Source organism: Cupriavidus sp. BIC8F, assembly GCF_032465815.1.
Lineage (GTDB): Bacteria > Pseudomonadota > Gammaproteobacteria > Burkholderiales > Burkholderiaceae > Cupriavidus > Cupriavidus necator.
Genome location: NZ_CP136095.1, coordinates 2707862 through 2730652, shown reverse-complemented (window position 1 = coordinate 2730652; position 22791 = coordinate 2707862). Strand labels below are relative to the sequence as shown.

Here is a 22791-nt window from a genome sequence, read left to right as displayed (position 1 = left end):
CATGGCAGTTCCTTGGCGATAAATCGGCATTGAGTATACAAATAACAATCATAAAAATACGTATACGGAGTTTCCATGATGCGGAGTGCAGCGGGATGGCGTAGGCTTCGAGGGCTTTCATATGGATTTGCGTCATATGGATCCTATGAGAATGGCATTTGAGTCATATGGAATAGGGCAATCGGCAGCCAGGCTGCCGGTTCCAATCGAGTCCGCGCCCGGCCGGCGCTCATGTTTCGAGGGTTTGTATGCTGACTGATGCTGTCTGTATTAACAGGGTGGGCGGACCTGAGGTGCTGGAGTCCTGCCAGGTCACAGTGCCGCCGCCCGGTCCCGGCGAACTGCAGTTGCGGCAATCGGCCATCGGCCTGAATTTCGCGGACATCTACCAGCGCAAGGGCGCGCATGGCCCCCACACCGCGGCGCCGTTCCCGGTCACGCCGGGCTCGGTTGGCGCCGGCAAGGTGACCGCGGTTGGTCCCGGCGTAGAAGGGTTCGAGGTTGGCCAGCGCGTCGCCTGTATGCATCCCGGCGCCTGTCAGGTGACGCGCAACGTGCCAGCCGGCCGGGTCGTGCCTTTGCCGGACGCGATCCCGGAAGAGGTGGCCGGCGCCACGCTGCTGCGCGGGCTGACGGCCGAGTACCTGCTGCGCCGGCTCTACGCGGTGCAGCCGGGCGACGCCGTGCTGGTGCACGCCGCGGCCGGGGGCATGGGCGTGCTGCTGTCGCAGTGGGCGCGCGCGCTCGGCGCGACCGTGATCGGCACCGTGGGCAGCGAGGCCAAGCGCGCGGTGGCGCTGGCACATGGCTGCCACCATGTCATCAATTACCGCGAGGCGGACTTCGTGGCCGAAGTGCAGGCACTGACCGGCGGCGAGGGCGTGGCGGTGGTCTACGACGGCGTCGGCAAGGACGTGTTCGTGCCATCGCTGCAATGCCTGCGGCCGTGCGGCATGGCGATCAACTACGGCACCGCGTCGGGCGACGTGGAGGCCTTCGACCTGCAGCTGCTGCACGCGCGCTCGCTGATCGTGTCGCGGCCGACGCTGCGCACGTATATCGCAAGCCCGCAGGCGCTGGCCAATGCCGCGGCCACGTTGTTCGCCGCGGTCGCTGCCGGGCAACTGCGGCTGGAGGTCAACCACCGTTACCCGCTGGCCGCCGTGCGCGACGCACACCGCGACCTGGAGGGCCGGGCCACTACCGGCTCGGCCGTGCTGATCCCTTGAACCCGGCGAGCGCAACGTGAAACTCTTCCATGGCTGGTTGTCGAGCGCCTCGCGCCGGGTGCGGCTGTGCCTGGCCGAGAAGGGCATCGACTATGACAGCGTGCCGGTCGACATGGCGGCGCAGGAGCACCACACGCCCGCCTTCCTGGCGATGAACCCCAACGGCGTGGTGCCGGCGCTGGCGCTGGACGATGACCGCTTCCTGCATGAGAGCGCCACCATCTGCGAATACCTCGACGAGATCCGGCCGTCGCCGCCATTGCGGCCAGCGGATCCCTACCAGCGCGCGGTGATGCGCAACTTCGTGCGCTGGACCGATGAGAAATCCTTGCCGAACCTGCTGATCCTGAACTGGAGCCTCGCGCTGCAGCCAGTGGCCGCGCAATGGAGCGATGCAACGTTGGCCGAGCGGCTGGCGCGCATCCCGACCGCGGAGCGCCGCGAGGCATGGCTGCGCATTGCGCGCAAGCCCTACACGGATGCAGAGAAGCGCAGCGCGCTCGACGGGCTGCTGTTGCTGGTGCCGAAGATGGAGGCCATGCTGGCCGATGGCGACTGGCTGCTCGGTGCGCGCTATACGCTGGCCGATATCGCCGCCGTTCCGTTTATCGCGCGGATTGCCGAACTGGCGCCCGAGGTGCTCAGCGCGGCGCCGGCGGTGGCAGCCTGGTGGCAACGCGTGCAAGCCCGGCCCGCGTTTGCGCAAGCACGGCTGGAGCGCTTCGACAGCGCGCTCGCGCGCCGTGGCGCCCCGCAGGCCGGTGCCCAATGATCCCTACCTGGAGTATTCCCGATGCAGACTGATGGTTCCCTTCCTTCGCTCGACATTGCCGGTCATGTCGCCACGATCACGCTGCGCCGCCCGGAGGTAGCCAACCGCCTCGGGCCGGATGACCTGGCCGAGCTGCAACGGCATGTCGATGCCGTGAACGACAGCGACGTGCGTGTGCTGCGCCTGCGCGGCACCGGCAAGTACTTCTGCAGCGGCTTCGATATCGGCAGGCTCGCGGCCGGGCAGCGCGGCGCCGGCTTCGAGACCCTGGTCAACGCGGTGGAGGACTGCCGCGCGGTGACCATTGCCGAGATCCACGGCGGCGTCTACGGCGGCGGCACGGACCTGGCGCTGGCGTGCGATTTCCGGCTTGGCACCGCCGCGGTGGACATGTTCATGCCCGCGGCGCGGCTGGGGCTGCATTTCTACCAGCGCGGCATGGAGCGCTATATCAGCAGGCTGGGCCTGAACCACGCCAAGCACCTGTTCCTGACCGCGGAGCGCATCGACGCCGACGAGATGTTCCGCCGCGGCTTCCTGACCGAGCTGCTGCCGGCCGAGCGCCTGCGCGAGCGCGCCGACCAGCTCAGCGACACGGTGGCCGGGCTGGCGCCGCTGGCGGTGCAGGGCATGAAGCGGCACCTGAACGCGATCGGGCGCGGCGCGCTGGATACCGAGGCGCTGGCGAGCGACATCAGCCGGGCCACGCAGTCGCAGGATATCCGCGAAGGTGCGCTGGCCTGGAAGGAAAAGCGCAAGCCGCAGTTCACCGGCACCTGATGCAGCTTACTGTGCCTGCCGCATCACCCATTCCACCGCCCGCGCCAGGAACGGTGACGTATCGCCTTCGCGATAGCTCATGATCACCGGCGACACGAAGCCCGGCGCGTCGATCGGGCAGTAGCGCACGTCGTCGCGATGCAGGCGCTGGATCGACGCCGGCACCAGCGTGATGCCGATGCCAGCCGCCACCAGCCCCAGCGCGGTCTGCAGTTCGTTGGCCTCCTGCGCCACACGCAACTGCAGGCCCTGCGCGCGGAACAGCGACAGCAGGTGGTCGGCATAGCTGGGCCGCGGCCGGGCCGGGTAAAGAATGAACGGCTGCGCCGCCAGCGCTTGTGGCGTCAGCGCCTTGCGGCGCGGCGCGGGCAGGCGTGCGGGCAGCGCGGCCACCAGTGGCTCGGCCATCACCACCTGCTGGCGGATGGCGGGGTCATTCAGCGCGATGCGGCCGAAGCCCAGGTCGATGCGGCCGGCCTTGAGCGCCTCGATCTGCTCCACGGTGATCATCTCGGCCAGTCCTACCTCTACCTGCTGGTCGTGCCGGTCTGATTCGCGCAGCTCGCGGATCAGTTCTGGCAGCACGCCATACAGCACCGACGGCACGAAGCCGATGCCGAACCAGCGCTTGTCCTGCCGCCCGATGCGGCGCGTGCCCTCGATGGTTTCTTCCAGCCGCTGCGTCAGCTGGGTGGCCTGCTCCAGCAGGAAGCGGCCCGCCTCGGTCAGCCGCAGCCCGCGGCCGACGCGGTCGAACAGTGCCACGCCCACTTCTTCTTCCAGCTGGCGGATCTGGCGCGACAGCGGCGGCTGCGCCATATGCAGCCGCTCGGCGGCGCGGGTGACGTTGAGTTCCTGGGCCACGACCTGGAAATAACGCAGGTGCCGGAGTTCCATTGGTGTCCTGTTCCCATACCCGTAGGGTATCGATTGAGACATCATCGGTCTTGGACGCCGGCAAAGTCAAGCCGCATACTTGGCTTCAATTATCAATTTGCATCAACAAGGTATGACCACGACTATCACTTCGGTGGAAGCCATCCTGGTGGACCTGCCCACCATCCGGGCACACCAGCTGGCCATGGCCACCATGCAGCAGCAGACGCTGGTGATCGTGCGGCTGCGCTGCAGCGACGGCGTGGAGGGCATCGGCGAGGCCACCACCATCGGCGGCCTGTCCTATGGCGACGAAAGCCCGGAAGGCATCAAGCTGACCATCGACACCTACCTGGCCCCTGCGCTGGCCGGCCAGGATGCCACCAACGTGCATGGCGCGATGGCGCGCCTGGGCAAGGTCGCGCGCGGCAACCGCTTCGCCAAGTCCGCGCTGGAGACCGCGTTGCTGGATGCGCAGGGCAAGCGCCTGGGCGTGCCGCTGGCCACGCTGTTGGGGGGCGCGGTGCGTTCGACACTGCCGGTGCTGTGGACGCTTGCCAGCGGCGACACCGCCCGCGACATCGCCGAGGCCGAGCAACTGCTGGCCGAGCGCCGCCACAATACCTTCAAGCTGAAGATCGGCCGGCGCAGCGTGCGCGACGACGTGGCCCACGTGGCCGCGATCAAGCGCGAGCTGGGCGACCGGGCGCGCGTCACCGTCGACGTCAACCAGGCCTGGAACGAGGCCGACGCCGCCACCGGCATCGCCATGCTGGAAGCCGCCGGCATCGACCTGATCGAGCAGCCCACTCCGCGTGAGCAGCGCATGGCGCTGGCCCGGCTGGCCGCGCGCTTCGTGGTGCCGATCATGGCCGATGAAGCGGTGTGCGGCCCGGAAGATGCGATGGAGCTGGCGCGCATCGGCGGCGCCGACGTGTTCGCGCTGAAGATCGCCAAGGCCGGCGGCATCTTCGGCATGCTGCGCACCGCCGCGGTGGGCGACGCCGCCGGCATCGCGCTGTACGGCGGCACCATGCTGGAGGGCAGCGTCGGCACCATCGCCGCGGCGCATGGCTTCTGCACGCTGCTGCAGCTGGCCTGGGGCACCGAGTTGTTCGGGCCGCTGCTGCTCAAGGACGATATCGTGCAGCAGCGCCCCGAGTACCGCGACTTCAGCCTGCACCTGCCCGAAGGCCCCGGCCTGGGGCTGGCGCTGGACGAAGACAAGCTGGCGCACTACCGGCGCGGCTGAACTGGCAGGCAGTTCACCCCCCCGCATGGCACACCGCCTGCACGCATCAAGTGAGGAGACTAATGAAGACGTTATTCCAGCGGCTGGCAAGCACCGGCCGCGCAGGGGCGCTGGCACTGGCTGCCGGCCTGTCGTTCGCCGCACCGGCCGCGCACGCGGCCTATCCCGACCACCCGATCCGCTGGATCGTGCCGTTCCCGGCGGGCGGTGCCATGGACAATATCGCGCGCACGCTGGGCGAAGACATGTCGCGCACGCTGGGCCAGGCCATCGTGGTCGAGAACCGGCCGGGCGCCGGCGGCAATATCGGCGCCGAACTGGTGGCGCGCGCGCCCGCCGACGGCTACACACTGATCATCGTCGCCAACGGCATGGCCGTGAACCCGGCGCTGTACGGCCGGCTGAGCTACGACCCGGTCAAGGACTTTGCGCCGGTGTCACTGCTGGCGGTGGTGCCCAACGTGCTGGTGGCCAGCAAGGCGCGGCGCCAGGAAAGCACCGTCAAGGATGTGGTGGCGCACGCCAAGGCGGCGCCGGGCAAGTACACCTATGCCTCCGCGGGCAACGGCACCTCGATCCACCTGGCGGGCGAGCTGTTCACCTCGATGGCCGGCGTCGACATGCTGCATATCCCCTACAAGGGCAGCGGCCCCGCCATGACGGACCTGCTGGGCGGGCAGGTCGACTACATGTTCGACAGCATCACCTCGGCCAGGCCGCATATCGAATCGGGCAAGCTGACGGCGATCGCGGTCACCACCAGCAAGCGCTCCAGCGCGCTGCCCAATGTGCCGACGGTGGCCGAAGCCGGCCTGCCGGGCTATGAACTGTCGCCGTGGTTCGCCGCCTTCGTGCCGGCGAAGACGCCGCAGCCGGTCATCGACACGCTCAACCGCGCCATGCTCGAGGCGCTGCGCAAGCCTGCGGTGCAGAAGCGGCTGGCGCTGATCGGCGCCGAGCCGATCGGCAGTTCGCCGGCGGTGCTGCGCGAGCACCTGGCGAAGGAAACCGAGAAGTGGGGTGTGCTGATCCGCCAGCGGGGTATCCGGGCGGATTGAGCGGCCCGGACCAACGCGGTTCATAGGGGGCTCCCCCGGAAATGCTCCGGGGGAATGTCTTTACCCAGCCCCCCGTCTCCCTGGCACATAATGTGCGTAAGATGCCAGCCGAAAGGCACACTCGAGCGGATCACCCGCCGGCACTGAGGGGAGACAATGAGCAGTTCAACCGACAAGTTCTCGGCCACCATGCGCGATGGCCTGGCCGATCTTGCCCGCCGCCTGCGCTTTGCCATGGAGGAGGGCGCGATCTGGCTGGACGAGCAGCGCATGATCCTGATCCATACCGCCGCCCTGGGCGCCCTGCGCAAGGAACTGGTGGACACCCTGGGCATGGAGCGCGCGCGCGGCCTGTTCACCCGCATGGGCTTCCATTCGGGCATGCGCGATGCGGAGGTCGCGCGCAAGCTGCGCGCCGGCCACAGCGACTTCGGCCAGCTGGAGATCGGGCCCTGCCTGCATACCATCGAGGGGGTGGTGCGGGTCACGCCGGTCAAGGTCGACATCGACATCGCCGCCGGCATCTATGATGGCGAATTCCTGTGGGAAGACTCCTTCGAGGGCGACGTCCACCGCCAGCTGTTCGGCATCGTCGACGAGCCAGCCTGCTGGATGCAGATCGGCTACGCCACTGGCTATACCTCGGCGTTGATGGGGCGCACCATCCTGTACCGCGAGGTGGAGTGCATCGCCTGCGGGCACCCGCACTGCCGCATCATCGGCAAGCCGGTGGAGGCCTGGGAAGACGGCGCACAGGCGCTGGCGCTGTACCAGCCCGATCCCGTGATCGAGACCATCATCGCCCTGCAGAGCGAGGTCGAGCACCTGCGCGCGCTGCAGGGCACCCCGGCCACGCCGGCCGACCTGGTCGGCACCTCGCCAGGCTTTCGCGCCGCCTGGAGCCTGCTGCAGCGCGCCGCGGCCAGCAACGTGACCGTGCTGCTGCTGGGCGAGACCGGCGTGGGCAAGGAGCGTTTCGCGCAGGCGCTGCACAGCGTGAGCGGGCGCGCCGACAAGCCCTTCATTGCCGTGAACTGCGCGGCGATTCCCGATGAGCTGATCGAGTCCGAGCTGTTCGGCGTGGAAAAGGGCGCCTTCACCGGCGCCAGCCAGTCGCGCCCCGGGCGCTTCGAGCGTGCGCACGGCGGCACCCTGTTCCTGGACGAGCTGGGCGAACTCTCAGCCTCGGCCCAGTCCAAGCTGCTGCGCGTGCTGCAGGAAGGCGAGGTCGAGCGCGTAGGCGGCACCGGCACGCGCAAGGTGGACGTGCGGCTGGTGGCCGCCACCAATGTCGACCTGGCCGAAGCCGTGAAGCGGGGCACTTTCCGCAAGGACCTGTACTACCGCCTAAATGTCTACCCGGTCACGATCCCGCCGCTGCGCGAGCGCCTGGACGACATCCGGCCGCTGGCCGAGCGCTTCGTGGCCCGCTACGGCGCGCGCCACGGCAAGCGCATCGTCGGCATCACCGACCGCGCGCTGGCCGAGCTGCGCCACTATGACTGGCCCGGCAATGTGCGCGAACTGGAGAATGTGATCGAGCGCGGCGTGATCCTGGCCAGCCAGGGCGGCCAGATCACCGCCGACCACCTGTTCCTGCCGGGCACCGTGGCACCGGTGGTGGATACCGCGCCGCGGCTGGGGGCGGGCGGCACCTTGCCAGACCTGCGCGAAGCCGCGGTCCATGCGCTCCTGGACCAGATGTCAGAGCAGCAGCTGGCGCTGGGCGACGTCGAGACCGTGCTGATGGAGGCGGCGATGCAGCGGGCCGACGGCAATATGAGTCAGGCGGCGCGGTTGCTGGGCATTACGCGGCCGCAGCTGGCGTATCGGTGGAAGATCCGCGGCACGCGCGGGGGTAACGGCCACGGCAACGGTAACTGAGGCCGTTGCCTCGCCTCAAGTGCTGAGGGTTTGCTCCCTCCCCCGCTTGCGGGAGAGGGGCAGGGGGTGAGGGCAGGCGGTGGCATACCGCAGGCCCTCACTTCGTGGACAAGCCGGCCCTCTCCCCAACCCTCTCCCGCAAGCGGGAGAGGGAGCGCGCCGATGGCCATCAACCATCGATCTCGTCTGCCACGCGCCTCGAATCCTCGCTTCGTCCCCACTTGATCATTTGATGCAGCCCCTCCGGGCCGCGCATCGGCCCGAAGTTGCCCGATGCTGCACCGCGTCAGCCATTTTTCCCTGTCAGATTAAGTCTTCTCTCCTATGTTGCCCACGCACGCTGCTGCGCCGCAGGGCAATCCCATCCGCATCGGCTCGCTCCCCGCTAACGCCCGCCCGGCGCGGCTTTTGATCATTTGATCAAGGCTTGCGGACAGCTTCATCAATTCATCGACAGGTTTCGGGCGGACCCTTCCGGGTTAACGCGCACGCTGGCCACCGCCAATTCCCCGCAACCCTTGTCCCACAACGCTTCGCGCTCGCTGGCACGGTCTTCGCAGTAAGGCCTGCGTCCAGCCAACGCAAAGGAGCGCGCCATGAACACGCCGTCGGTTCCCCTGTTCGAAGCCACGCCGCGCTATGTGCGGGTCGAGGGCCGCACCCCCGAAGGGTTTGTGCAGTTCGCCTTCAGCGTGGCCGACCCCGAGCTCAACGTCGAACTGATCATGCCGGAGCCGATGTTCGAAGCCTTCTGCTGCGTCAACCGCGTGCGCTTCCTGCCCCCGCTGGAAGCCGCGTCGCAGCCGCAAGCCGACGACTGAGGCCGCAGCCACCGCATCACAAAGAGAGAAGGGATACAGGAGACCAAGCGATGCAAGTCGATATCAAGACCCAGCAGATTCAGCCGCTGCGCCAGACCTACGGCCATGTCGCGCGCCGCTTCGGCGACAAGCCGGCGTCGCGCTACCAGGAGGCGACCTACGACGTGCAGTCGGAGGTGAACTTCCACTACCGCCCCACCTGGGATCCCGGCTTCGAGCTGTATGACAAGCGCCGCACGGCGATCGTGATGCAGGACTGGTACGCGCTGAAGGACCCGCGCCAGTTCTACTACGGCGCCTACGTTACCGCGCGCGGGCGCCAGCAGGATGCAACGGAGAAGAGCTTTGCCTTTGTCGAGAAGCGCGGGCTGCTGCAGGCGCTGCCAGCCGAATGGCAGGAACGTCTGGCCACCGGCCTGCTGCCGCTGCGCCATGTGGAGTGGGGCGCCAACATGAATAACTTCTACTGCGCCGACTATGGCTGGGGCACGGCCATCACGCAGGCCTGCACCTATTGCGCGATGGATCGCCTGGGTATCGCCCAATACCTGTCGCGCATCGGCATGCTGCTGGACGGCAATACTGGCGTGGCGCTGGAGCGGGCCAGGGTGGCCTGGCTGGAGAGCGCCGCGTGGCAGCCGCTGCGCCGCTTTGTCGAGCACACCTTTGTCACCGAGGACTGGTTCGAGACCTTCGTCGCCCAGAACCTGGTGCTCGACGGGCTGCTCTACCCGCTGGTCTACCAGCATGCCGACGCGGTGATCGCGCGCGCCTGCGGCACCGGGCTGGCGGTGCTGACCGAATTCATGAACGACTGGCGCGACGAACACGCACGCTGGGTCGATGCCGTGATCCAGGGCGCCGCGGCCGAGTCCGACGCCAACCGCGTGCTGCTGTCTGGCTGGGCGCGCGCCGCCTGCGCGGAGGTGGCGCAGGCGCTGGTGCCGGTGGCCGATGCGCTCACCGGCGAGGACGGCGCGCAGATGGTGGCGCTGTGCCGCGAGCAGTTCGAAGTCCGCCTGGGCAAGCTCGGCCTGGCTGCCTGATCCGCCCACAACGAACCCCACGGAGACACGCCATGTCAGCCACCGCTGCCAACGTCTACATCGCGCTGCAGAACAACGACGACACCCGACCCATCATCGACGCCATCACCGAGGCCAACCCGCATGCGGTGGTGTCGCAGTTTCCCGCCATGGTCAAGATCGACGCCCCCGGCCACCTGACCATCGTGCGCGAACTGGTGGCCGGCAAGCTCGGCCGCGGCTGGGACCTGCAGGAGATCCACCTGAACCTGATCTCGCTGTGCGGAAACATCGACGAAGACGAAGACGCCTTCACGCTGCGCTGGAACGCCTGACACCGCGGCGGCATAGAGAACATCACGGAGACATCATGGACGCACGCAAGAAGCTCAACCTGCGCGAGAAGTACGCCTCGATGACGCGGGACCTGGCCTGGGAAACGACCTACGAGCCGATGGACAAGGTCTTCCCGTTCGACAAGTACGAGGGCATCCGCATCCACGACTGGGACAAATGGGAAGACCCGTTCCGCATGACCATGGATGCCTACTGGAAATACCAGTCGGAGAAGGAGCGCAAGCTGTACGCGATCATCGACTCGTTCGTGCAGAACAACGGCCACCTGAACGTATCCGATCCGCGCTACCTGAACGCGCTGCGGCTGTTCCTGACCGGCGTGACGCCGCTGGAATACGCCGCCCACCGCGGCTACGCGCACCTGGGCCGGCATTTCCGCGGCGCCGGCGCGCGCGTGGCGGCGCAGATGCAGTCGGTCGACGAACTGCGCCACGCCCAGACCCAGCTGCACACGCTGTCGGTCTACAACAAGTATTTCCACGGCTTTGGCGAATGGCGCCATATGCACGACCGGGTCTGGTACCTGTCGGTGCCCAAGTCCTACTTCGAGGACGCGATGAGCGCGGGGCCGTTCGAGTTCATCACCGCGATCTCGTTCTCGTTCGAGTATGTGCTGACCAACCTGCTGTTCATGCCGTTCATGTCGGGCGCCGCCTACAACGGCGACATGGCCACGGTGACCTTCGGCTTCTCCGCACAGTCCGACGAGTCGCGCCACATGACGCTGGGCCTGGAAGTGGTCAAGTTCCTGTGCGAGCAGGACCCCGGCAATATCCCGATCCTGCAGAAGTGGCTGGACAAGTGGTTCTGGCGCGGCTTCCGCCTGCTCACGCTGGTCGGCATGATGATGGACTACATGCTGCCCAAGCGCGTGATGTCGTGGGCCGAGGCCTGGGAGATGTACTTCGAGCAGGCGGGCGGGGCGCTGTTCAAGGACCTGGAGCGCTACGGCCTGCGCATGCCCAAGTACCACGAAGTGGCCACCAAGACCAAGGACCGCATCACGCACGAGGCCTGGGCCACCTTCTACAACTACGCGGGGGCGGCCGGCTTCCATACCTGGGTGCCCAAGGCCGACGAGATGGCTTGGCTGGCCGAGAAGTACCCGCAGACCTTTGAGCGCTACTACAAGCCGCGCCTGGACCACTGGCAGGAGCGCCAGCAGGCCGGCGACCGCTTCTACAACGCCACGCTGCCGATGCTGTGCCAGACCTGCCAGATCCCGATGGTGTTCTCGGAGCCGGACGACCCGACCCAGACCTGCTACCGCGAAAGCAGCTATCACGGCATGAAGTTCCATTTCTGCTCGGACGGCTGCAAAGACATCTTCGACGACGAGCCCGCCAAGTACGCGCAGGCCTGGCTGCCGGTGCACCAGATCTACCAGGGCAACTGCGGCGGCGCCACGCTGGAGGACGTGCTCAAGTGGTACCGGCTGAACCCGGGCGCTGACAACCTGGACTTCGAGGGCTCGCAGGACCAGCGTAACTGGAACGAGTGGAAGGGCATCGGGCCTGCCGCCGACGCCGCTTAAGGCGGCCCCATCAAAAGACAAGGAGACAACCATGCCCGTCGTATCCATCGGCGACTACGCCTTCGAGGCGGCCGACCGCGAGGCCGTGTTCCACGGCAACCGCCTGCTCTATATCGGCTGGGACGGCCACCTGCTGTTCTGCGCCCCGCATTGCTTCCCGTTCCCGCCGTCGATGCCGCTGCGCGACGTGGTGGACAAGGTGCTGCCCGGCGTCTACGGCTACCACCCCGACTTTGCCCGCATCGATTGGGGCCAGGTGCAGTGGCTGCGCGGCGGCCAGCCCTGGCAGCCGGAACTGGACCGCTCGCTGGAAGAGAACGGCCTGGGCCACAAGGACGTGATCCGCTTCCGCACGCCGGGGCTGGACGGCATCGGCGGCAGCCGCAGCTGAGGCGCATGGTCGAACGCACCACCGGAAGGAGACCAAGATGTATTCGCTGACCATTGAACCGATCGGGCAGACCATCCCCATCGCTCCCGGGCAGACCGTGCTGGACGCCTGCCTGCGCAACGGCGTGTGGCTGCCTCATGCCTGTTGCCACGGCCTATGCGCCACCTGCAAGGTGCAGGTGGTGGACGGCGAGGTCGAGCAGGGCGAGGCCTCCAGCTTCGCGCTGATGGATTTCGAGCGCGACAACGGCCAGTGCCTGGCCTGCTGCGCGACCGCGCAGTCGGACCTGGTGATCGAGGCCGACATCGAGGAAGACGCCGATGCGCTGGGCCTGCCGCTGGCCGACTATCGCGCCGAAGTTGTCGAGACGCGCGCCCTGACGCCCACCATCCTGGGCATCTGGCTGCGTGTGAAGGATGGCGGACGCACGGCATTCCAGGCCGGTCAGTACGTCAACCTGACCGTGCCGGGCTGCGCCCAGCCGCGCGCGTTCTCGCTGGCCAACGCGCCGGGCGACGACCTGGTCGAGCTGCACGTGCGGCGCGTGCCGGACGGGCAGGCCACCGGCTACCTGCACGACCAGCTGGCGGTCGGCGACGAACTGTCGTTCTCCGCGCCCTATGGCCGCTTCTTCGTGCGCAAGTCGGCGCAGGTGCCGATGCTGTTCCTGGCGGGCGGCTCCGGCCTGTCCAGCCCGCGCGCGATGATCCTGGACCTGCTGGCCGCCGGCGAAACCCTGCCGATCACGCTGGTGCAGGGCGCGCGCAACCGCGGCGAGCTGTACTACGACGCCGAGTTCCAGGCGCTGGCGCAGGCCCACCCCAACTTCCGCTACGTGCCCGCGCTGTCGGACGAACCCGCCGACAGCGGCTGGAGCGGCGCGCGCGGCTACGTGCACGACGTGCTGCAGCAGCTCTACGCGCAGGACGGCAATGCCGACTTCCGCGGCCACAAGGCGTACCTGTGCGGGCCGCCGCCGATGATCGAGGCCTGCATCCGCACGCTGATGCAGGGCCGGCTGTTCGAGGCGGATATCCACACCGAGAAGTTCCTGTCCGCGGCCGATGCGCAGAACAGCGCGCGCAGTCCGCTGTTCAAGATCTGAGGAGGCCGGCCATGCATACCGTCGAGATCGCCGGCAGCGGGCTGCGCTACCCCTGCGCGCCGGAGCAGAACCTGCTGCGGGCCATGGAGGTGCTGGGCCAGCGCGGCATCCCCGCCGGCTGCCGCGGCGGCGGCTGCGGCGTGTGCAAGGTCCGCATCGAGGCCGGCGACTACCACGCCGGCAAGATGAGCCGCGCCTGCCTGTCCGAAGCGGAGCAGCGCGACGGGCTGGTGCTGGCCTGCAAGACCTTTCCGGACAGCGATATCCGCCTGCGGCCGGTGGCCCTGCTGCAGCGCTGCCTGGACAAGCAGCGGCGGCGCGAACAGGGCCGGTAGCAAGCAAACGAAGCACAAGCAAAGAAGGTGGCACCCACACAACGCCACCCCACCACACCAGGAGACCCATCATGGCATTGACAGGCGTATTGCGACCGGGGCACGTAGCCCTGCGCGTGCTGGAGCTGGAACCGGCGCTGAAACACTACACCGAGGTACTCGGCTTGATCGAAACCGCGCGCGATGCGCAGGGCCGGGTGTTCCTGAAGGCATGGGACGAGCACGACCACCACAGCGTGGTGCTGCGCGAGGCCGACAGCCCGGGCATGGACTACATGGGCTTCCGCGTCGACAGCGGCCACACGCTGGAGCGGCTGGCGCAGGAGGTGGAGCAATCCGGCCTGGCCACCGACTGCCAGTGGATCGCCGCGGGCGAGCACCCGCACACCGGCGTGCGCTTTCGCTTCACCATACCGACAGGGCATGCGATCGAGCTCTTTGCCGACAAGGACAAGCTTGGCTGCAAGACCGGCGACCTCAACCCCGACCCCTGGCCGGACGACCTGCGCGGCATGGCGCCCAGCCGCTTCGACCACTGCCTGCTGTACGGCGACGATGTCGACGGCACGGTCAGGCTGTTCCGCGACGTGCTGGGCTTTTCTCTGGCCGAGCAGGTCGTGGCCGGCCCCGACGGCGAGATGCTGATCGGCGCCTTCCTGACCTGCTCGAACAAGGCGCACGACATCGCCTTTATCCGGCACCCGGAGAAGAACCGCTTCCACCATGCCTCGTTCCTGCTCGACAACTGGGGCGAGGTGCTGAAGGCGGCCGACATCATCTCCAAGAAGGATGTCTCGCTCGACATCGGTCCGACCCGCCACGGCATCACGCGCGGCGCGACGATCTACTTCTTCGATCCCTCGGGCAATCGCAATGAGGTGTTCTCCGGCGGCTATATCCACTACCCGGACAAGCCCACCATTACCTGGACCGACAACGAGCTGGGGCGCGCGATCTTCTATCACGACAGGAAGCTGAACGAAGCGTTTTTGAATGTGCTGACCTGAACCGTCGTTCTGATTCACCTGCTGTTTGCTCCCCTCTCCCGCAAGCGGGAGAGGGGAGCAAACAGGCGGTCGTGGAGATGCTCAAATTCAAGAGAACCAATATGAAAGACTTCAAGAACTTCATCAACGGCGAGTGGGTCGGCACCGCGCGGACCTTCGAGAACCGCAACCCGGCCGACAACAGCCTGATCGGCCACGTGCACGAGGCCGGCCAGGCCGAGGTCGACGCCGCGGTGCAGGCCGCGCGCCGTGCGCTGCAGGGGCCGTGGGGCCGCATGACGGTGGCGCAGCGGGTCGAGTTGCTGCACGCGGTGGCCGACGGCATCAACCGCCGCTTCGAGGAATTCGTGCAGGCCGAGATCGCCGACACCGGCAAGCCCTTCGGGCTGGCCAGCCATATCGACATCCCGCGCGGCGCGGCCAACTTCAAGGTCTTTGCCGACCTGATCCGCAACGTGCCGACCGAAAGCTTTGCCATGGACACGCCCGATGGCGGCAAGGCCATCAACTATGCGGTGCGCAGCCCGCGCGGCGTGATCGGCGTGGTGTGCCCGTGGAACCTGCCACTGCTGCTGATGACGTGGAAGGTCGGGCCGGCGCTGGCCTGCGGCAATACGGTGGTGGTCAAGCCCTCGGAGGAGACCCCCGCCACCGCGTCGCTGCTGGGCGAGGTGATGAACGAGGCCGGCGTGCCGCCCGGCGTCTACAACGTGGTGCACGGCTTTGGCCCGGATTCGGCCGGTGCATTCCTGACCGCGCACCCGCAAGTCAACGGCATCACCTTCACCGGCGAGACCCGCACCGGCGAGGCCATCATGAAGGCCGCGGCCAACGGCGTGCGGCCGGTGTCGTTCGAACTGGGCGGCAAGAACGCGGGCATCGTGTTTGCCGACGCGGACTTCGACAAGGCCGTGGCCGGCATCGCCCGCTCGGCGTTCGAGAACAGCGGGCAGGTGTGCCTGGGCACCGAGCGCGTCTACGTGCAGCGGCCGATCTTCGAGCGCTTTGTCGCCGCACTGAAGGCGAAGGCCGAGGGCCTGAAGCTGGGTCAGCCCACCGAGCCCGGCGTGAACATGGGCCCACTGGTGTCGCACGAGCATCGCGACAAGGTGCTGTCCTACTACCGCAAGGCTGCCGAGGCCGGCGCCACCGTGGTCACCGGGGGCGGCGTGCCGCAGATGCCGGGGGCGCTGGCCGAAGGCGCCTGGGTGCAGCCCACCATCTGGACCGGCCTGCCGGAAAGCGCCGCCGTGATCCGCGAGGAGATCTTCGGGCCCTGCTGCCATATCGCCCCGTTCGACACCGAAGAGGAAGTCACCGCGCTGGCCAACGACACCCCGTACGGCCTGGCCGCCACGGTCTGGACCGGCGACCTCGGCACCGCGCACCGCATGGGCAGCGCGCTGGACGTTGGCATCTGCTGGATCAATGCCTGGTTCCTGCGCGACCTGCGCACCGCCTTTGGCGGCGCCAGGCAGTCCGGCATCGGCCGCGAGGGCGGTGTCCATTCGCTCGAGTTCTACACCGAGCTGCGCAACGTCTGCGTCCGCCTGTGAGGTCCCATCATGCATAGCGAACTTATCCTTGAGATCGGCGCCGGCCTGCACCATGCGCTGGCCTCCCGTCGCCCGGTGGCGCCGCTGACCGAGTCCTGGCCGGAGCTGACCATCGAAGATTCCTACCGCATCCAGCTGGCGATGGTGCAGCACCGGCTCGACGCCGGCGAGCGCGTGGTCGGCAAGAAGATCGGCGTGACCAGCCGCGTGGTGATGGACATGCTGGACGTGCGCCAGCCCGACTTTGGCCACCTGTTGTCCGGCATGGTCTATCCCGACGGCGCGGCGATTCCCGCCGACACCCTGATCGCGCCCAAGGCCGAAGGCGAGATTGCCTTCGTGCTGAAGGAAGACCTGGAAGGGCCGGGCGTGACCAATGCCGACGTGCTGCGCGCCACCGCCTACGTGCTGCCTTGCTTCGAGATCGTCGATTCGCGCATCCGCGACTGGAAGATCCGCATCCAGGACACGGTGGCTGACAACGCATCCTCAGGCGTGTTCGTGCTGGGCGACGCCGCGGTGGACCCGCGCAGCGTGGACCTGGGCACGGTCGGCATGACGCTGGAGAAAAACGGCGAGATCGTCGCCACCGGCGCCGGCGCGGCCGCGCTCGGGCATCCCGTCAATGCGGTGGCATGGCTGGCCAATACGCTCGGCCGGCTGGGCATTGGCCTGAAGCGGGGCGAGGTGATCCTGTCCGGCTCTCTTGCCGCGATGGTGCCCGTAACCGCCGGCGACCAGCTGCGCATCAGCCTGGGCGGCATCGGCTCGGCCGGCGTGCGCTTCGTCTGAGCCCGCGCCCTTTTCCAACTCAGCGCAGGACAAGCCATGAACCTGACACAAGACACCATTGCCCGGCTCGCCGAGCACCTGGAGAACGCCGAGCTGCAGCGCGAGGCGGTGCGCAAGATTACCGATGAATACCCGGACATGGACTGGGACGACGCCTACGCCATCCAGGACGCCATCCGCGCGCGCAAGGAGGCGCGCGGCACCCGTATCGCCGGGCTCAAGATGGGCCTGACTTCGTTTGCCAAGATGCGCCAGATGGGCGTGAGCGACCCGGTGTACGGCTTCCTCACCGACTATGGCGCCTGCATGGACGGCGCCGCCATCGATACCGGCACGCTGATCCACCCCAAGGTGGAGGCCGAGATCGCCTTCGTGCTGAAGGCCCCGCTCAGGGGGCCTGGCTGCCATATCGGCGACGTGCTGGCAGCCACCGATTTCGTGGTGCCGGCGGTGGAGGTGATCGACTCGCGCTACGAGAACTTCCGCTTCGACCTGAAGAGCGTGATTGCCGACAACACCTCGTCGGCGCGCTTCGTCGTGGGCGGCACGCACCGCGGCGCCGAGGGGCTGGACCTGAGGAACCTGGGCGTGGTGCTGGAGAAGAACGGCGAGGTGGTGGCCACCGCGGCCGGCGCGGCGGTGCTGGGGCATCCGGCCAACAGCGTCGCCATGCTGGCCAACATGCTGGGTGCGCGCGGGTGCGAGCTGCCGGCGGGCACGTTCATCATGACAGGCGGCGCGACCGAGGCCATCGCGGTGGCGGCCGGTGACAACATCACCGTTCGCTACCAGCACCTGGGCACGGTATCGATGCGCTTCACCTGAACCGCGCACCAAGGAGATACACCATGCCAATCATGCAGGTCTTCCTGATCGAAGGCCGTACCGACGAACAGAAGGCGCGCCTGATCCGCGCGCTCACCGATGCCGCGGTCGAAGCGGTGGGCGCGCCGGTGGAAACCGTGCGCGTGATGATCATCGAGGTGCCGAAGGCGCAGTTTGGCATCGGCGGCAAGACCGCCAGGGAACTCGGCCGCTGACACCCACGCGAAAAGGAAAACGACATGGACATGAAAGCAAGCGGCCGCCACAAGGTGGCCATCATCGGGTCCGGCAATATCGGCACCGACCTGATGATCAAGGTGATGCGCCACGGCCGGAACCTGGAGATGGGCGCCATGGTGGGCATCGATGCCGCGTCGGACGGGCTGGCCCGCGCCGCGCGCCTGGGCGTGCCGACCACGGCCGAGGGTATCGACGGGCTGGTCGGCATGCCGGGCTTCGGCGATATCCGCATCGCCTTCGATGCCACCTCGGCGGGCGCCCATGCGCACCACAACCGCGTATTGCAGCAGCACGGCGTGCGCGTGATCGACCTGACGCCGGCGTCGATCGGCCCGTACGTAGTGCCCGTGGTCAACCTGGACCAGCACCTGGACGCCCCCAACATCAATATGGTCACCTGCGGCGGCCAGGCCACCATCCCCATGGTGGCGGCGGTGTCGCGCGTGGCCAAAGTGCACTACGCCGAGATCGTGGCGTCGATCTCGAGCAGGTCGGCCGGGCCCGGCACGCGCGCCAATATCGACGAGTTCACCGAGACCACCAGCCAGGCGCTGTGCTCGGTGGGCGGCGCCGCGCGCGGCAAGGCCATCATCGTGCTCAACCCGGCGGAACCGCCGCTGATGATGCGCGACACGGTCTTCACCTTGTCGGAGGACGGTGATGAAGCGGAAATTGCGGCGAGCGTCGAAGCGATGGCGCAGGCAGTGCAGGGTTACGTACCGGGTTACCGGCTCAAGCAGCGCGTGCAGTTCGAGCGTATCGCTGCGTCGGCGCCATTGAATATCCCCGGCCTGGGACCGATGAGCGGGCTCAAGACCTCGATCTTCCTGGAAGTGGAGGGCGCCGCCCATTACCTGCCGGCCTATGCCGGCAACCTCGACATCATGACCAGCGCCGCGCTGGCCTGCGCCGAGCGCCTGGCCGAGACCCGGCTGTCCGCATGAGCCGCAGGGAGACAAAGATGACCGCACAACCTACCAAGAAGCTCTACATCTCCGACGTGACGCTGCGCGACGGCAGCCACGCCATCCGCCACCAGTACAGCCTGGACCACGTGCGCCGCATCGCGGCCGCGCTCGACGCCGCGCGCGTGGATTCGATCGAGGTCGCGCACGGCGACGGGCTGTCGGGCTCCAGCTTCAACTACGGCTTTGGCGCCCATACCGACCTGGAATGGATCGCCGCCGTGGCCGAGACCGTGCGCCATGCCCGCGTGGCCACGCTGCTGCTGCCGGGCGTGGGCACCGTGCACGACCTGCGCGCCGCCTATGATGCCGGCGCGCGCGTGGTGCGCGTGGCCACGCACTGCACCGAAGCCGATGTCTCGCGCCAGCACATCGAGTTTGCGCGCGAACTCGGCATGGATACCGTCGGCTTCCTGATGATGAGCCACATGACCACGCCCGCGGCGCTGGCGCAGCAGGCGAAGCTGATGGAAAGCTACGGCGCCCAGTGCGTGTATGTGGTCGATTCCGGCGGCGCGCTGGGAATGCAGGACGTGCGTGAGCGCTTCCGCGCCTTCAAGGACGTGCTTAAGCCGGAAACCCAGACCGGCATGCACGCCCATCACAACCTGAGCCTGGGCGTGGCCAATTCCATCGTCGCGGTGGAAGAGGGCTGCGACCGCGTCGACGCCAGCCTGGCCGGCATGGGTGCCGGCGCCGGCAACGCCCCGCTGGAAGTCTTTGTCGCCGCCGCCGAACGCCTGGGCTGGCAGCACGGCTGCGACCTCTACACGCTGATGGATGCCGCCGACGACATCGTGCGCCCGCTGCAGGACCGCCCGGTGCGCGTCGACCGCGAGACCCTGGCGCTGGGCTACGCCGGCGTCTATTCCAGCTTCCTGCGCCATGCCGAGGCCGCCGCGGCGCGCTACGGCCTGGGCACGGTCGACATTCTGGTCGAGCTGGGCCGGCGGCGCATGGTGGGCGGGCAGGAAGACATGATCGTGGATGTGGCGCTGGACTTGCTGGCGCGGCGCAGTGCGCAGGCGGGGCAGGGCGTGTCGTCGGCGGCGGTGGCCTGACCGTCGGCAGGCGCGGTCGGGGCGACGCCCAGTACCTCGGTCGCGCCCTCGGCCGCCGCCCAGCGGCAGAACCAGCCATAACCGCAGCCAAGGTCGACTACGCGCAACCCTTCCATGGCCGTCAGCTGCGCCCGCAGCGCCGGCCATTCCGGGGCCCCATCCAGCCCCTGGCGGGAGCGCTGCAGCTGGCTGTAGCCGGTGAAGAAATCGGGGTTCTCGTAGATGTTCTGGGTCATGGGTCTGGAATGTCCGCAGCTTGACGTCAACCTGGCCGCGCCAGCGAGCGAAAATCGATCGCATCCGTGCTCACCGCGGCAATCTTCGGCCCGAAGCTCCTGATATTCGACAACGTCGCATTGTGATGCTCGCGAATGCGCGCTGCCTCGGCATGTGGCTTGTCGTGCGTCGTGTGCGCGTCCGCGGCGATGGTCACCGCGTAGCCATTCGCTGCCGCGCCGCGCACGGTGGTGTCAACGCAGAACTCGGTGGCATAGCCGCACACGACCACATGCTTCACACCATGTTCAGCAAGGACCGTCTGGAGTTCAGTGCGCAGAAAGCTGTCGGGGGTGCGCTTGCCGATCCGGTAGTCACCCGGTTCGACCTGAAGTCCGGCGGACAGTTGCCACGCCGTTGAACCTTGCCGCAGGGCGTCCTCATTCTCGTGCTGGATGAAGATGACCGGCATGGCTGCCTGACGGGCCCGTGTGCTCAGGGTGTTGATGTTGCTGGCAACCGTGGCGGCATCGCCTGGCAACGGTGCGGAATCGACCAGGCCGGCCTGGAAATCGATGATGAGCAGTGCGCAATTCATGTTGTGCTCCCGTAAAGGTGGTCGACTGTAGCTTGCCGGCGCTACGCTGCACCCGCAATGCCAGGAACGTCCCGTTCGGCTGGAACAGCTCCAGTGCGCCACGGCTTCTTGCGTTAGTCGCGCATGTGTGATTCAAGGCGCACCCTGAGTCCAATCCCCACAACTGGCAATCCTCCAACCCCCTCTATCGTAGGGATCAGTTCGGCCCGTCGCGTCCGTTAGCCAGCGCAATAAAGAGCACGGATACGCCAGAAAGTCGCCAGGGCAAAGTACCCCGGCCGGATCGCGGACGCCGAGCCGACCAGCAGGAACGGGCGCGCAGTGTTGCATGCAGCAGTCGGGCATGCAGGGTTGGATTCAAAACAAACGAAGCGCATGCGTCCTATTGGACGGTAAGGGGAGTGATCATGAATTTCAGGAGTCTGTCTATCCGCACGCGGCTGCTGGCCGGGTTCGGCACGCTGGCGGGCATGGTGCTGGTGGTGTCCGCGTATTCGCTGCATGCGCTCGGCGATGCGACCGCAGGTTTCAATGACTACCTGAACGGGCTGAATGCCCGCGCGGACATGGCTGCGCAAGTGCGCAGCGCGGTGGACCGGCGTGCCATCGCGGCGCGCAACCTGGTGCTGGTGACCGACGCGGCGGAACTGGAGCGCGAGAAGGCCGATGCCTTGCGCGCGCATCAGGACGTGCAGACCCGCCTGGCGCGGCTCAATGAGATGGTGCGCCAGCCCGGCATCAGCGACGAGGCGCGCAAGCTGGTGGAGGAGGTGGCGAAGGTCGAGGCCCAGTACGGCCCGGTTGCCACCGGCATCGTCGGCCTGGCGGTGGAGCGCAAGATCGAGGAAGCAATCTCCCGTATCGACAAGCAATGCCGCCCGCTGCTGGCGGCGCTGGTCAAGGCGACCGACGCCTATATGGAGTTCACCAAGACGCGCCAGAAAGAGATGGAGCGCAGGCTGGAGGCGGACTATGAGCGCCAGCGCAACCTGCTGATCCTGATTTCCCTGGTATCGGCAGCCATCGCCGTCGTTGGCGGCTTGCTGGTCACGCGTGCCATCACGCGGCCGATCCAGCGTGCCGTGGAGGTGGCCGGCACCGTGGCCAGCGGCGACCTGGGCGCGCGCATCGAGGTGGATCGCCATGACGAGACCGGTCGCCTGCTTGCCGCGCTGCGCGACATGAACGAGCGCCTCACCGCCACCGTCACCCAGGTGCGTGCAGGCAGCGGCAATATTGCCGTGAGCACCAGCGAGATCGCGCGCGGCAACGCTGACCTGAGCAGCCGCACCGAGGAACAGGCGGCGTCGCTGGAAGAAACCGCGGCCAGCATGGAAGAGCTGACCGAGACCGTGCGCCTGAATACCGACAACGCCCGCCAGGCCAGCGAGCTGGCGCGCAGCGCGGCCGATGTGGCGCAGCGCGGCAGCGCCACGGTGCAGCGCGTGGTCGGCACGATGCAGGACATCAGTGCCAGTTCGTCCAAGATCGCCGAGATTACCGGCATCATCGAAGGCATTGCCTTCCAGACCAACATCCTGGCGCTGAACGCGGCGGTGGAGGCGGCGCGTGCCGGTGAGCAGGGCCGCGGCTTTGCCGTGGTGGCCAGCGAGGTGCGCGGCCTGGCGCAGCGTTCATCGAGCGCGGCCAAGGAGATCAAGGACCTGATCGAGGCGTCGGGACGCCAGGTGCACGACGGTGCGTCGCTGGCGGCAGAGGCTGGCCAGACCATGGCCGAGGTGACCCAGGCGGTGGCGCGCGTGACCGGCATCGTGGAAGAGATTGCCACGGCGTCGGCCGAGCAGACCCGCGGCATCGAGCAGGTCAACCAGGCCATCGTGCAGATCGACCAGGTGACGCAGCAGAACGCGTCGCTGGTGAATGAGGCTGCCAACGCGTCACGCGCGCTGGAAGAGCAGGGCCGCGAACTCACTGAGGTGGTGGCATTCTTCCGCCTGCCGGGCGAAGGCGGCGCCTCGCACCTGGGTGCCGGGACGCTGGCCACGCAGCGGCGCGCGGCGCACAGCCTGGCAGCGGCATAGCGCCACGCCGGGGCGGCGTGGCTGCAAGGTGGCCCCGGGGCGGGTAAACTGGCCGGTCCCAGCTTCCTTG

At 67.6% G+C, this 22791-nt stretch carries 23 protein-coding genes and 1 pseudogene; 21 read left to right on the top strand and 3 right to left on the bottom strand.

Features of this window, described 5'->3' with window-relative positions; genetic code table 11:
- The first annotated feature begins 248 nt into the window (after window positions 1-248).
- The 3 genes from RS901_RS32705 to RS901_RS32695 are packed head-to-tail and all read left to right on the top strand — an operon-like array spanning window position 249 to window position 2781.
- Window positions 249-1229, top strand: a complete 981-nt coding sequence (locus RS901_RS32705; RefSeq protein WP_316154811.1) for a quinone oxidoreductase — start codon at window positions 249-251, stop codon at window positions 1227-1229.
- Window positions 1230-1245: 16 nt separating this feature from the next.
- Window positions 1246-2001 carry a glutathione S-transferase family protein gene (locus RS901_RS32700; protein ID WP_316154810.1) on the top strand — a complete coding sequence of 252 codons (756 nt, stop codon included), beginning with the start codon at window positions 1246-1248 and terminating at the stop codon, window positions 1999-2001.
- A 21-nt stretch (window positions 2002-2022) separates the two neighbouring features.
- Window positions 2023-2781 carry an enoyl-CoA hydratase/isomerase family protein gene (locus tag RS901_RS32695; protein ID WP_316154809.1) on the top strand — a complete coding sequence of 253 codons (759 nt, stop codon included), beginning with the start codon at window positions 2023-2025 and terminating at the stop codon, window positions 2779-2781.
- Between the two features lie 6 nt (window positions 2782-2787).
- Here the strand turns inward: RS901_RS32695 and RS901_RS32690 are convergent, their stop codons facing one another.
- Window positions 2788-3678, bottom strand: coding sequence for a LysR family transcriptional regulator (locus RS901_RS32690; RefSeq protein WP_316154808.1), 891 nt, complete (start codon window positions 3676-3678; stop codon window positions 2788-2790).
- 112 nt (window positions 3679-3790) lie between these two features.
- Here RS901_RS32690 and RS901_RS32685 point away from each other — a divergent pair, with 112 nt between their 5' ends.
- From RS901_RS32685 to dmpG, 17 genes are all read left to right on the top strand, one after another.
- Complete coding sequence (locus RS901_RS32685; protein ID WP_316154807.1) at window positions 3791-4909, top strand: muconate/chloromuconate family cycloisomerase; 1119 nt, start codon at window positions 3791-3793, stop codon at window positions 4907-4909.
- Between the two features lie 62 nt (window positions 4910-4971).
- Window positions 4972-5967 carry a tripartite tricarboxylate transporter substrate binding protein gene (locus tag RS901_RS32680; protein WP_018313548.1) on the top strand — a complete coding sequence of 332 codons (996 nt, stop codon included), beginning with the start codon at window positions 4972-4974 and terminating at the stop codon, window positions 5965-5967.
- 156 nt (window positions 5968-6123) lie between these two features.
- Window positions 6124-7851 (top strand): phenol degradation transcriptional regulator PoxR, encoded by a 1728-nt coding sequence (gene poxR / locus RS901_RS32675; RefSeq protein WP_316154806.1) that lies wholly within the window; start codon window positions 6124-6126, stop codon window positions 7849-7851.
- 596 nt (window positions 7852-8447) lie between these two features.
- Window positions 8448-8672 carry a phenol hydroxylase subunit gene (locus RS901_RS32670; RefSeq protein WP_316154805.1) on the top strand — a complete coding sequence of 75 codons (225 nt, stop codon included), beginning with the start codon at window positions 8448-8450 and terminating at the stop codon, window positions 8670-8672.
- Window positions 8673-8722: 50 nt separating this feature from the next.
- Complete coding sequence (locus RS901_RS32665; RefSeq protein WP_316154804.1) at window positions 8723-9718, top strand: aromatic/alkene monooxygenase hydroxylase subunit beta; 996 nt, start codon at window positions 8723-8725, stop codon at window positions 9716-9718.
- Window positions 9719-9750: 32 nt separating this feature from the next.
- Entirely contained in the window at window positions 9751-10032 is a 282-nt protein-coding gene (locus RS901_RS32660) for an MmoB/DmpM family protein (protein ID WP_316154803.1), read from the top strand.
- A gap of 35 nt (window positions 10033-10067) precedes the next feature.
- The gene (locus tag RS901_RS32655) at window positions 10068-11588 is read left to right on the top strand and encodes an aromatic/alkene/methane monooxygenase hydroxylase/oxygenase subunit alpha (RefSeq protein WP_316154802.1); all 1521 of its coding nucleotides are present in this window, start codon (window positions 10068-10070) and stop codon (window positions 11586-11588) included.
- A 31-nt stretch (window positions 11589-11619) separates the two neighbouring features.
- Window positions 11620-11979: a phenol hydroxylase subunit P4 gene (locus RS901_RS32650; RefSeq protein ID WP_316154801.1), complete on the top strand. Its 360-nt coding sequence runs from the start codon at window positions 11620-11622 to the stop codon at window positions 11977-11979.
- Between the two features lie 37 nt (window positions 11980-12016).
- A complete protein-coding gene (locus tag RS901_RS32645) occupies window positions 12017-13084 on the top strand; it encodes a phenol 2-monooxygenase domain-containing protein (RefSeq protein ID WP_316154800.1) in 1068 nt (355 codons plus the stop codon).
- 11 nt (window positions 13085-13095) lie between these two features.
- The gene (locus RS901_RS32640; protein ID WP_316154799.1) at window positions 13096-13419 is read left to right on the top strand and encodes a 2Fe-2S iron-sulfur cluster binding domain-containing protein; all 324 of its coding nucleotides are present in this window, start codon (window positions 13096-13098) and stop codon (window positions 13417-13419) included.
- A gap of 71 nt (window positions 13420-13490) precedes the next feature.
- A complete protein-coding gene (locus RS901_RS32635) occupies window positions 13491-14426 on the top strand; it encodes a catechol 2,3-dioxygenase (RefSeq protein ID WP_316154798.1) in 936 nt (311 codons plus the stop codon).
- Between the two features lie 101 nt (window positions 14427-14527).
- Window positions 14528-15982, top strand: coding sequence for a 2-hydroxymuconic semialdehyde dehydrogenase (locus RS901_RS32630; protein ID WP_316154797.1), 1455 nt, complete (start codon window positions 14528-14530; stop codon window positions 15980-15982).
- A gap of 9 nt (window positions 15983-15991) precedes the next feature.
- A complete protein-coding gene (gene dmpE, locus RS901_RS32625; RefSeq protein ID WP_316154796.1) occupies window positions 15992-16774 on the top strand; it encodes a 2-oxopent-4-enoate hydratase in 783 nt (260 codons plus the stop codon).
- 36 nt (window positions 16775-16810) lie between these two features.
- Window positions 16811-17599, top strand: a complete 789-nt coding sequence (gene dmpH, locus RS901_RS32620) for a 2-oxo-3-hexenedioate decarboxylase (RefSeq protein WP_316154795.1) — start codon at window positions 16811-16813, stop codon at window positions 17597-17599.
- Window positions 17600-17622: 23 nt separating this feature from the next.
- Entirely contained in the window at window positions 17623-17814 is a 192-nt protein-coding gene (locus RS901_RS32615; protein WP_316154794.1) for a 2-hydroxymuconate tautomerase, read from the top strand.
- A gap of 24 nt (window positions 17815-17838) precedes the next feature.
- Window positions 17839-18783: an acetaldehyde dehydrogenase (acetylating) gene (locus RS901_RS32610; protein ID WP_316154793.1), complete on the top strand. Its 945-nt coding sequence runs from the start codon at window positions 17839-17841 to the stop codon at window positions 18781-18783.
- A gap of 17 nt (window positions 18784-18800) precedes the next feature.
- Window positions 18801-19865 (top strand): 4-hydroxy-2-oxovalerate aldolase, encoded by a 1065-nt coding sequence (gene dmpG, locus RS901_RS32605; protein WP_316154792.1) that lies wholly within the window; start codon window positions 18801-18803, stop codon window positions 19863-19865.
- Here the strand turns inward: dmpG and RS901_RS32600 are convergent.
- Both RS901_RS32600 and RS901_RS32595 read right to left on the bottom strand, forming a co-directional pair.
- A pseudogene (locus RS901_RS32600) lies at window positions 19811-20101 on the bottom strand (SAM-dependent methyltransferase); the annotation flags it as partial. The gene dmpG and the pseudogene RS901_RS32600 sit on opposite strands and share 55 nt — an antisense overlap.
- A 26-nt stretch (window positions 20102-20127) precedes the next feature.
- Window positions 20128-20679: a cysteine hydrolase family protein gene (locus RS901_RS32595; RefSeq protein ID WP_316154791.1), complete on the bottom strand. Its 552-nt coding sequence runs from the start codon at window positions 20677-20679 to the stop codon at window positions 20128-20130.
- 407 nt (window positions 20680-21086) lie between these two features.
- Here RS901_RS32595 and RS901_RS32590 point away from each other — a divergent pair, with 407 nt between their 5' ends.
- Window positions 21087-22721 (top strand): methyl-accepting chemotaxis protein, encoded by a 1635-nt coding sequence (locus tag RS901_RS32590; RefSeq protein WP_316154790.1) that lies wholly within the window; start codon window positions 21087-21089, stop codon window positions 22719-22721.
- Window positions 22722-22791: the final 70 nt, after the last annotated feature.

Bases quoted from the DNA above. Each gene is read 5' to 3' on its own strand.
- RS901_RS32705 (WP_316154811.1), top strand. From the start codon at position 249: ATGCTGACTGATGCTGTCTGTATTAACAGGGTGGGCGGACCTGAGGTG.
- RS901_RS32695 (WP_316154809.1), top strand. From the start codon at position 2,023: ATGCAGACTGATGGTTCCCTTCCTTCGCTCGACATTGCCGGTCATGTC.
- RS901_RS32690 (WP_316154808.1), bottom strand. From the start codon at position 3,678: ATGGAACTCCGGCACCTGCGTTATTTCCAGGTCGTGGCCCAGGAACTC.
- RS901_RS32685 (WP_316154807.1), top strand. From the start codon at position 3,791: ATGACCACGACTATCACTTCGGTGGAAGCCATCCTGGTGGACCTGCCC.
- RS901_RS32680 (WP_018313548.1), top strand. From the start codon at position 4,972: ATGAAGACGTTATTCCAGCGGCTGGCAAGCACCGGCCGCGCAGGGGCG.
- poxR (WP_316154806.1), top strand. From the start codon at position 6,124: ATGAGCAGTTCAACCGACAAGTTCTCGGCCACCATGCGCGATGGCCTG.
- RS901_RS32670 (WP_316154805.1), top strand. From the start codon at position 8,448: ATGAACACGCCGTCGGTTCCCCTGTTCGAAGCCACGCCGCGCTATGTG.
- RS901_RS32665 (WP_316154804.1), top strand. From the start codon at position 8,723: ATGCAAGTCGATATCAAGACCCAGCAGATTCAGCCGCTGCGCCAGACC.
- RS901_RS32660 (WP_316154803.1), top strand. From the start codon at position 9,751: ATGTCAGCCACCGCTGCCAACGTCTACATCGCGCTGCAGAACAACGAC.
- RS901_RS32655 (WP_316154802.1), top strand. From the start codon at position 10,068: ATGGACGCACGCAAGAAGCTCAACCTGCGCGAGAAGTACGCCTCGATG.
- RS901_RS32650 (WP_316154801.1), top strand. From the start codon at position 11,620: ATGCCCGTCGTATCCATCGGCGACTACGCCTTCGAGGCGGCCGACCGC.
- RS901_RS32645 (WP_316154800.1), top strand. From the start codon at position 12,017: ATGTATTCGCTGACCATTGAACCGATCGGGCAGACCATCCCCATCGCT.
- RS901_RS32640 (WP_316154799.1), top strand. From the start codon at position 13,096: ATGCATACCGTCGAGATCGCCGGCAGCGGGCTGCGCTACCCCTGCGCG.
- RS901_RS32635 (WP_316154798.1), top strand. From the start codon at position 13,491: ATGGCATTGACAGGCGTATTGCGACCGGGGCACGTAGCCCTGCGCGTG.
- RS901_RS32630 (WP_316154797.1), top strand. From the start codon at position 14,528: ATGAAAGACTTCAAGAACTTCATCAACGGCGAGTGGGTCGGCACCGCG.
- dmpE (WP_316154796.1), top strand. From the start codon at position 15,992: ATGCATAGCGAACTTATCCTTGAGATCGGCGCCGGCCTGCACCATGCG.
- dmpH (WP_316154795.1), top strand. From the start codon at position 16,811: ATGAACCTGACACAAGACACCATTGCCCGGCTCGCCGAGCACCTGGAG.
- RS901_RS32615 (WP_316154794.1), top strand. From the start codon at position 17,623: ATGCCAATCATGCAGGTCTTCCTGATCGAAGGCCGTACCGACGAACAG.
- RS901_RS32610 (WP_316154793.1), top strand. From the start codon at position 17,839: ATGGACATGAAAGCAAGCGGCCGCCACAAGGTGGCCATCATCGGGTCC.
- dmpG (WP_316154792.1), top strand. From the start codon at position 18,801: ATGACCGCACAACCTACCAAGAAGCTCTACATCTCCGACGTGACGCTG.
- RS901_RS32595 (WP_316154791.1), bottom strand. From the start codon at position 20,679: ATGAATTGCGCACTGCTCATCATCGATTTCCAGGCCGGCCTGGTCGAT.
- RS901_RS32590 (WP_316154790.1), top strand. From the start codon at position 21,087: ATGAATTTCAGGAGTCTGTCTATCCGCACGCGGCTGCTGGCCGGGTTC.